This window comes from uncultured Oribacterium sp. (genome assembly GCF_902481605.1).
Classification (GTDB): Bacteria; Bacillota; Clostridia; order Lachnospirales; family Lachnospiraceae; genus Oribacterium; species Oribacterium sinus.
This window is the reverse complement of sequence record NZ_CABSXI010000006.1, coordinates 55,410-62,765: the sequence shown is the minus strand read 5'-3', so window position 1 is coordinate 62,765 and position 7,356 is coordinate 55,410. Positions and strand designations below refer to the sequence as shown.

5 protein-coding genes are annotated in these 7,356 nt (G+C 49.3%); all 5 read right to left on the bottom strand.

Annotated elements, in window-relative coordinates; genetic code table 11:
• Positions 1–1,182 precede the first annotated feature (1,182 nt).
• The 5 genes from RDQ32_RS02335 to RDQ32_RS02315 are packed head-to-tail and all read right to left on the bottom strand — an operon-like array spanning position 1,183 to position 7,239.
• Positions 1,183–2,088, bottom strand: coding sequence for an ABC transporter permease (locus RDQ32_RS02335; protein WP_308578975.1), 906 nt, complete (start codon positions 2,086–2,088; stop codon positions 1,183–1,185).
• The gene (locus RDQ32_RS02330; protein WP_308578974.1) at positions 2,088–3,194 is read right to left on the bottom strand and encodes an ABC transporter permease; all 1,107 of its coding nucleotides are present in this window, start codon (positions 3,192–3,194) and stop codon (positions 2,088–2,090) included. The genes RDQ32_RS02335 and RDQ32_RS02330 overlap by 1 nt, the downstream gene beginning before the upstream one ends.
• Complete coding sequence (locus RDQ32_RS02325) at positions 3,184–4,725, bottom strand: ABC transporter ATP-binding protein (protein ID WP_308578972.1); 1,542 nt, start codon at positions 4,723–4,725, stop codon at positions 3,184–3,186. Before RDQ32_RS02325 ends, RDQ32_RS02330 begins: the two co-directional genes overlap by 11 nt.
• Before the next feature lie 16 nt (positions 4,726–4,741).
• Complete coding sequence (locus RDQ32_RS02320) at positions 4,742–5,923, bottom strand: BMP family ABC transporter substrate-binding protein (protein WP_308578970.1); 1,182 nt, start codon at positions 5,921–5,923, stop codon at positions 4,742–4,744.
• Positions 5,923–7,239 (bottom strand): amidohydrolase, encoded by a 1,317-nt coding sequence (locus tag RDQ32_RS02315; RefSeq protein ID WP_308578969.1) that lies wholly within the window; start codon positions 7,237–7,239, stop codon positions 5,923–5,925. Before RDQ32_RS02315 ends, RDQ32_RS02320 begins: the two co-directional genes overlap by 1 nt.
• Positions 7,240–7,356: the final 117 nt, after the last annotated feature.

Sequence of the window (7,356 nt, the reverse complement as noted above, 5' to 3'; positions counted from 1 at the left end):
CTACAGTACCTTTGTTTTTCGCAAGTACCGGCGGGCTCAGATTGCTCTCTTTCATACCTATACTGCTTCTGTCGCTTCACCGGATTGGTTTCTACAGTCCTTCCCTCCGCTGGTTTTCATAAATCCCGGCGGGCTCAGGCTGCCCCTATTATAGACCTACACTGCTTCCTTCGCTTCGTTTATTGATTTTTTACAGTCCTTCCCTTCGTCGGCTTTCGTAAATACCGGTGGGCTCAGATTGCCTCACATGCAGACCTATACTGCATCTTTCTCTTCAGTTATTTGATTCCTACAATCCTTCACTTTGCAGGTTTGTAAGTACCGAGCCCTCTGATTGCCCCTATTATAGACCTACACTGCTTCCTTCGCTTCACTTATTGGTTTCTACAGTTCTTCCCTCCGTCGGAGTTCGCAAGTATTGGGCTCAGACTTCCCCGCATGCAGACCTATATTGCCGAAAATTCTTTCTTTTCTCGGTACTGTGAACTGTGCTTCTTTAAAGAATAACCGGTCTAAGAGGCTATTCTCTTTCTTTGAATTTTTTTCAAGCTCTTTTGTTAATCCTCCAAATTGTTAAAAAAATGAACCGCCCAACAGCCTTGCTTTACAAGAGTGCAGAGCAGTTTTCATCAACACGTTTTCTCCTATAAGTCACATTCATCCTATAAGCTAACTAAATAAGTCCTATGGTAGTGCGATTGCAGTATATTCTGTAAGAGGACTATCTAAGCTCATCAGGGCTTTGGGATAACATACAAAGCCAAGCACTGTAGAACCCCAAAAGTCAAAGCGATAGAAGCAGTACAGGCATGGAAGAGGGTAATGCGAGCTTGCCGCTCCTTGCAAACCTGCGAAGGGAAGAACTGTAGAAATTAAACAGATACAGCGACAGATGCATAATAGGTCTGTAAGAGAGGCAATCTGAGTCCGCCGGCACTTACTGAAAGCGAGCAAAGCGAAGCTTGAAGTTAGTACCGTTGCGAAGGCGAAGTTAGCGAGAGCGTGCCACGATTACAGACCTATTATGCATGGGAGCGTATTTCTTCAATAGATGCCGTTCTTCCCTTCGGAGGGGCGAGGCTAGCGAGAGCGTGCCCCATTTATAGACCTACACTGCATCAGAGCGCATCGTTAAAAAGAATACAGTCCTTCCCTTTGCAGGGCGAGGTTAGCGAGAGCGTACTATCTTTTTAATTTCGCTTTACAATAAGCGCAGTATGCTACCACAATACTAAGATAAGGAATTAGCTGTATAAATTGTAGTGGTACTCCGGTGTTTTGCAGGTAGTTGGCCATGCTTTGGCAGAAACCGAAAAGCAGAGAAGCGAGGAAGGCCAGATAGGCATTTCCTCCGGCAATGGCCTGGGTGGCCAAAGCAATATAGCCTCGTCCCGCAGTCATTCCTGCGGAAAACAATCCCACATAGCCCATGGAAAGGAAGGCTCCTGCCATACCGGTTAAGGCTCCGCTGATGAGAAGTGCTGTCCGCTTCACTCTTTTTACGGAAATCCCCAGGGATTCCGCCGCCTCCGGGTTCTCTCCCACCGCAATAATTTCCATCCCCAATCGGCTCTTCTTAAAAAGAGCTGCGATGACAAAAACCAAAATCAAGCTTACATAGGTCAGGATATGCTGTCCGGAAAGAATCTTTCCCACAAAGGGAATATTCTCCAGCAAAGGGATATTTAAAGCCGGAAGCTTTAAGCTGTGTAAAGAAGTGGAAGCTCCCTTTTCCCCGGTAATCAAAAACAGAAGAAATACGGTTCCTCCGGAAGCTAAGGTGTTCAAGGCAATACCGGAAAGGATTCCGTTGGAATGTAGCTCCAAGATAAAGTAGGACAGAAGCAGGGATATCAAAAGGCCAATTCCTACCGCCGCCAAAAAGCCCAAAAGAGCGCTTTGACTAAAGGCACTGACAATCACCCCGAAGAAGGCGGCAAAGAGCATGGTCCCCTCTAAGGCAATGTTGCTGACTCCTGCCCTGGAGGCGGTCATGGCTCCCAGTGTGGTGAGGAGTACCGGTGTTGCGGTACGAAGCATGGCAAAGTAAAAGTCTTCCTTTCCCAAAATGGATAGCAGTTCTCCCATTATGCCTCCTCCTTTCCCGTTTCCGGCTTGGCGCTTACAGCTGCCGGCAGGGCGGCGTCCGTTGCCGCCAGGGATTCCTTCACTTCTCTTCTATGCTCCCAGCCGGAGAGGAAGGCTTCCGCGGTTACGAAGAGAATCAGTAGAGCCTGAATCAAGGCTACCAATTCATTTTGCACATCGGACTTTCTGGACATGATATCCGCTCCCACACGGATATATGCCAGGAAGAGGGCGGAAAAGGGCACCAGCGCCGGATTGTTTCGGGAAAGAATGGCAATAATCACTCCGTCCCAGGCATAGGAGGGAGACTCCTGCCAGTTAAAACGCTGATACATGCCCATTTGCTCCACCGCCCCTCCAAGGCCGGCCACCATTCCCGCCAGAACCTGGGTCAGGAGAATCACCTTTGATGAGGAAATGCCCACCATTTTCGCAAAAGAAGGATTACTTCCGGAAAGCCGAAGCTCATAGCCGAAGCGGGTTTTGTACAGCAGAATGCTGAAAAGTACCGCCAAAAGCAGGGCCAGGAAAAAGCCCAGGTGCAGCTTACTGCCCTTCACCAAAATCGGCAGTACCGCAGTTTTGGCATACTTTAAGGAAGCAAAGGTTCCTGCCTCCCGATCCGCAAAGTATTTGCTGATGGTAAAGAGTCCCAGATAGAAAAAGACATAGTTTAGCATCAAGGAAGTGACCAGCTCATTGGCTTTAAAATATAGCTTCGCCAATGCCGGCAGGCTTCCGATGATTCCTCCCATCACTGCCGCCAATAGTAAAATCACTAAGGGGTGCAGAGGGAAGGGCAGGCTCATACGGATAGCCAAGGTCGCGGTAAGCACCGCAGAAATATAGAGGCAGGCATCCGTTATCATGGAAAAGTTTCCCGACTTAAAGCAAAGGCTTAGGGCAAGTCCGGTGAATATCAGCGGGGTGGCCTGGGCAAAGATGGAAAGAAAATGCCGCATACTGCCAAGGGGACCCAAAAGCAGGTAGGAAATGGCTGTCCAGGGCTCCTTACTTACTAAAAAGATAATCAGCATGGAAATGCCAAGGGATATGCCCAGCGCCAGGATAAAACGAAAAAGCTGAAATTGTTGTTTACTGCTCATAAGCCTCTCCTATTCTCTCCTGACTGTCTTCTTTAACGCCCAACATATATAAGCCCAGCTCCTCCTCCGTCAGACTGCCGTCATTGTCCAGATAGCCCACAAAGCGCCCCTCATGCATCACAAGAATATGGTCACTTAGGGACAGAAGCTCCCCGAGATCTGCGGAAATGAGTAGCACCGCCTTCTTATTCTTCCGCATGTCCAAAATTTTCTTTCGGATAAAGGCAATAGCGCCCACATCAATTCCTCTGGTGGGCTGATTCAGGATGAACAAATGAGGATTGGCCTCATATTCCCGCCCGAAAATCAGCTTCTGGGCATTTCCGCCGGAAAGGGACTTCACATCCTGCTTGGTATTTTTGTATTTTACGGAAAAGGCCGAAAGGACCTTCTTGGTAAAGGCCTGAATCTTTCCGCTGTTTAAAAGCCCGAAGGAAAAAAGCGCCTTCTCCCGATAGCTGCGGGAAATGGCATTTTCCTCCAAGCTAAGCTTGGGCGCGGAGCCATAGAGGAAGCGATCCTCCGACACATAGGAAATCCCCAGGTCCTGTCGTTTCTGTACGGAAAATGCAGAAAAGTCCTGGGAAAAGAGCAGAAGCTCTGCCCCCTTTGCCGGAAGCGTTCCCACCAAGACCTGACAAAGCTCATTTTGTCCATTTCCGTCAATACCGGCAATCCCCAGAATTTCTCCCTCGGAAAGAGAGAAGGACAGATTTTGTAAAATCGCCTTTCCCCTCTCTCCCTGCAGGAAAATGTTTTTCCCGGAAAAGACCTTTTTTCCCGGAGAATAGGACTCTTTCTCGATATCCAGATGAATTTCTCTTCCCACCATCAGTCGGGAAATGTCCGCCTCCGACAGGCTTTCCACCCCATAGGTTCCCATGGTCTTTCCGTCCCGAAGAATGGTCATTCTGTCGCAAAGAGCCTTTACTTCCTGCAATTTATGGGAAATAAAGAGGATGGTATGCCCCTTTTCCCGCAAGCTCCGAAGCTGCACAAAAAGCTCCTCGGTTTCCTGGGGCGTCAGCACCGCTGTGGGCTCGTCCAGAATAAAGATTTCCGCTCCTCTATAAAGCGCCTTTAATATTTCCAGCTTCTGTCGCATGGCAATGGAAATGTCGGAAACCTTTTTTTCCGCCTCCACTTGCAGACCGTATTTTTCGGAAAGTGCCTTACATTCCTCCACCGCTTTTTTACGGTCAACAAATAAAGACTTGCCGGTTCCCAGCACCAGATTCTCCGCCACCGTCATGGAAGGAATCTGCATAAAATGCTGGTGTACCATGCCGATGCCTTTTTCCATGGCTTCTTTGGAGGAATGAAACTCCACTTCCTCTCCCTTTACCAGTATTTTCCCCCTAGTGGGGGCGATTTCTCCATAGAGCATCTTCATCAATGTGGACTTGCCTGCTCCATTTTCCCCTACTAAAGCATGAATCTCTCCTTTTTCCACGGAGAGATTCACGTCTTCATTGGCCAAAACGCCACCGGGATAGATCTGGTAAAGTCCTCTTCCTGCTATGACTTCCACAGTTCCTCCTGTTAATTTATTCGCCGCTGATAATGCTCTTTAACTTGCTTTCTTCCATACCGTAAGCAGTGTCTACAGTCACCTTGCCGCCAAGGATATCCTGCTTTGCGTCCTCTACCTTCTTCTGCACGTCTTCCGGTACTTCCTTCTTGTAAATGTCATTTTCCGCAATGCCGACTACGCCGTCCTTAAGGCCCAGCACCTCCGCTTCTCCGAAGGGAAGCTTGTCCTCTGCCGCCTTTTCCACGGAAAGATACAGGCTCTCTCCCACATTCTTGATGGCGGAGGAAATGATGTATTCCTGCTCAGGCTTTCCGGCATAAGCTTCCGCCTGGTCGGAGTCTACACCGATGACATACTTCTTGCTTTCCGCCGCGGCCTCGATAACCCCTACACTGGCAGGACCTGCTGCTACGAAAACGGTGTCCGCATTGTTGGCATACTGGGTCAATGCCAGGTCCTTTGCTGTTGCGGAATCCACATAGGAGCCTACATAGGAAACCAATACCTTTACCTCAGGATCCATAAACTTTGCACCCTGAATATATCCTACTGCAGAGTCATTGATGACCGCAGCGGTATCCTTTGCGCCTACGAAACCGATGATATTGTCTTCATTTGCATAGGGCATGGAAGACTTGGTTACCCCTGCTGCCAAAACACCGGCCAGGAAGGCACCCTCATTTTGCTTATAGCTCATGGAATATACATTGGAAAGGTCTCCCAAAGTATAGTCTACAGCAGTATCGAAAAGGATGTACTTCTTCTCCGGATATTCCTGGGCAATCTTCTCGGTGATTTCCTTCATGTCCCAAAGACCGGTGATAATCAAATCCGCATCGGACTCGGAAGCATCCTGCATAGCCCCTTCAAACTTGGTCTTGTCGTTCCCCATTTCCACCATGGTCACTTCCGCCTTGTCGGAAAGCTCTTCCTGAATCTTCTTCATTCCTGCCTGCGCGGAATCGTTAAAGGCCTTGTCTCCGAAGGAACCGGTAACCAAAAGGGTGACCTTCAGCTTCTTGCCGTTACTTTCCTTATTGCCTTCCGCCTTCTCCTCCTTAGCTGCCGGGGTAGTTCCCTCCTTCGCGGCCTCTGTAGCGGTGGTGGCTTTAGCATTTGCATTGCCTCCGCAAGCTGCCAAAACAGCCATCATTCCTACTGCACTCAATCCTAAAATCCAATTCTTTTTTCTCATTATTCCTTCTCCCTTTCGTAAAATAAACTTGTATGAAGTCTATCCAGCTCTGCCAGATAGTTCTCCTTCTTGAATTTGGGTACAAAGCTCTCTTGGATTCTTTTGGCTTCCGCCCCCTCGTTTTCCAAAAGTCGCATGACCGTATCCACAAAATAGTGGGCGGGAATCTGATAGGCCTCCCTTTCATTTTCCGTGCCGAAGTCCCGGCCATGAATTCGTCCCTTGAAGCCGGAAATGCCGATTTCCACCGTGGGGAAAAGCATGGACAGGTCTCCCATATCCCCGGAGGCTGTGCCGTGGGTTCCCTCCGCAATCCGGCTTTCCGGCATATAGCGAAGAATCTGGCTCCGTACCAGCTCCGTAAGAGCCGGATCCTGCTCCAAGGGAAAATAGCCCGGGGTATTTTGGATTTCCAGGTCGCAGTTTATGGCCAGAGCCGCTCCCCGTAAAGCCCGGTCCACCTTTCTCTCCGTGCTTCGGATAGCCTCCACCGTCTTTCCCCGAATATACATTTCCATCTTGGTTCTGGCAGGAACGGAATTCACCGTCTGTCCCCCCTCGGTTACGATGTAATGCACCCTGATGCAATCCTCCTCCGGAAAGCTTTCCCGAAGGGCATTGATGGCGGAAATCGCTAAAGTCATGGTATGAAGAGCATTTACCCCCAAATGAGGGTTAGCCCCGGCATGGGCCTCCGTGCCCAGGAAGGTGACCTTCTTTTGGCAGAAGCCGTTTAAGGAAGCTCCCACCTCGGCCTGATAGTCCGTGTCGATGAGCCCCATACTGTGGCAGGACAGAAGCACCGCACATTCATCAAAAAGTCCCAGTGAAATCATTTCCTGCTTGCCGGAGGAATGGGAAACCTTCCCCTCTCTAATGAGATTTCTTCGATAATCCATGTCGCAGAATTCTTCCGCAGGAGTGAAGAAAAGCTTCACCTTTCCCGGAAGCTGTTCCATAATCCCGGCTTCCTTCAGCGCCAAAAATACGGAAAGCATCACCCCGGTCTGGGCATAGTGGCCGCAGGCGTGGGCGGCATTTTGGTCGCTTGAGGCATAGGGATGTCCCAGAACCGGCACCGCATCAAACTCTGCAACTAAGCCGATGCAGGGACCTTCCTTTCCGGAATCCAAAGTCGCCATAAGTCCTGTGTAAGCCACCTCGGTAAAGGGAATCTCCGCATCCTGTAAGGCCTCTTCCACCTTTTCTCGGCTCCGAAATTCCTTATAGCCCAGCTCCGGGTTTTTGAAAATGTCTTCCGCCAAGGCGATGGCCTTGGGCAAAATACGTTCCAGTTCTTCATGTACTTTTTGCATAGGATGTCCATCCTTTCTTTAGGGTATTGGCTTGCTGTTGTACTGACTTGCTGTTGTACTGGCTTGCTGTTGTATTATCTTACTGTTGTACTATTTTTCTGTTTTACTATCTTGATT